Source organism: Solitalea koreensis, assembly GCF_900182575.1.
In the GTDB taxonomy this organism is placed as follows: Bacteria; Bacteroidota; Bacteroidia; order Sphingobacteriales; family Sphingobacteriaceae; genus Solitalea; species Solitalea koreensis.
In genome coordinates, this window is the sequence record NZ_FXSZ01000021.1 from 1 (window position 1) to 1,641 (window position 1,641).

Genomic DNA, 1,641 nt, shown 5'->3' on the forward strand with positions numbered 1-1,641 from the left:
TCAATGCTCTTTTTTTGTCATCATTGAATATTTTAATATGTTTATCAAAGATACCAATCTTCGCAGTTAAGGCTACCGAAGGTTTAGTTCAACACACACTTGCCTAAAGCGCGGTGGACGTGCAACTTTGAACTGAAAACTTAATTAATAATTTTACAACACGGCGGAGAATGAAGCAGGTATTTTCACCGCGCCTTCGGCAAGCTGAAACGTTGGTGGCAATTATAGCAGACAAACCTCAATGACAATAAAACAACTGACATTTATTCTTTTGACACTTTCAATTTTGACGAGTTGTAGACGCGGTTACAAAGTTGAAGGCGACAAAGTTTACTATGAATATTGGAATGAAGGAAGTGGGCAAAACAAGCGACTTATTGAAGAAGCTGACGCAAACACCTTCCAAAATTTGAATTTTGATTGCGATTGCGACTTTAAATTCGGTAAAGACAAAAACCATCTTTTTATAGACGGAGAACTCATAAAGAATATTGACCCAAAAACTTTCAGATTTGTAGGGAACTATATTTTTCGTGATAAAGACTCTGCATACTTTTTTGGCTTTTACAATAATATAAATGACTGTGTAATTAAAGGTGTTAATCCAGACAAAATAAAACTGATTAAGTATCCTTGGGCAAAGGCGGACAATTTTCTAATTCACGGTAGTGACACTGTGCAAGTTGCCGACATTAATGATTTTGTTCCTATTGACGATGATTGGGGGAAGACAAAGCAACACATCATAAATAACAATCGAATTCTATACGGAGCAGACGTAGCAACTTTTAAGCCCACAAGTTCCTTTCAAGGAAAGGATAAAAACTTCAATTACGAATTCGGTATTATTAATGAAGAGGATTTTAAAAAAGCAAGTTATAAAACCTTTGATTTTGATAGTAAAGATTTTTGTCAATCCCAACCTCTTGTTTTTATAGATGTTTACGACAGTTTAATTTCATATAAGGAAGATAAAAATGAACATATCAACCTTGTTGAAAAACTGAAACAAAAGGGTTTCACACTCAATAATACGATATATTTAAATTGGGCAGGGGAATCAAAGGTTATCAGAGTTTCTCTGACAAATAATAAATGTACTTGTATTGTTGAGAAACTTTATCGTTACGATTACTCAAAACCCTCTGAGACAAAAAACATATTCAAAGTGACAGAAAGATTATACTGTGAACCAAGAGAGAAATAGAATAACTGCCACCAATAACTAAGCTTTCGTCTTGTCCGCAGGGCATGAGATGAAAGCCGTGTTGAACGGAACCTTTGGTAGCTGTCGGTGCTGTTTATTATGGGGTTATCGAAGAAAGAATTGGGCTATTACAGGCGGCATTTTAAGAAGATGCCGCCTGTGATATTTTAAGGAGCTTTTTGAGGCCGATTTCTTTGGGGTAGGCGCATAAGTCCCTTACCCATAAAATTAGTTGATATGGGGAGTACAGTTTTGGCGAGCGCCCAAAGTCCTTGGGCCGGCGGGCCGCGCTTGTCAAACGACTCAATGGTGATCAGTATGCCTTTTTTGCAACAAGGACAGCTTCGGTACACGCTTTTTACTTTGGTATCGGCAGGCTTTACATTTAGGTTTTGCTGCAAATCTTTCAGCTTTTGGCGCTTCCAGGTACTGCT

General features: G+C 37.4%; 1 protein-coding gene and 1 pseudogene. One reads left to right on the forward strand and one right to left on the reverse strand.

Annotated features, from left to right (window positions below):
* Positions 1 to 241: 241 nt before the first annotated feature.
* Complete coding sequence (locus FN756_RS14355) at positions 242 to 1,207, forward strand: DKNYY domain-containing protein (protein WP_142604801.1); 966 nt, start codon at positions 242 to 244, stop codon at positions 1,205 to 1,207.
* Between the two features lie 167 nt (positions 1,208 to 1,374).
* On the opposite strand, the pseudogene FN756_RS14550 reads toward FN756_RS14355, so the two are convergent.
* Positions 1,375 to 1,641, reverse strand: a pseudogene (locus FN756_RS14550) (hypothetical protein); the annotation flags it as partial.

Excerpts from the sequence above, each read along its gene's own strand:
- FN756_RS14355 (WP_142604801.1), top strand. The coding sequence starts at position 242 with ATGACAATAAAACAACTGACATTTATTCTTTTGACACTTTCAATTTTG.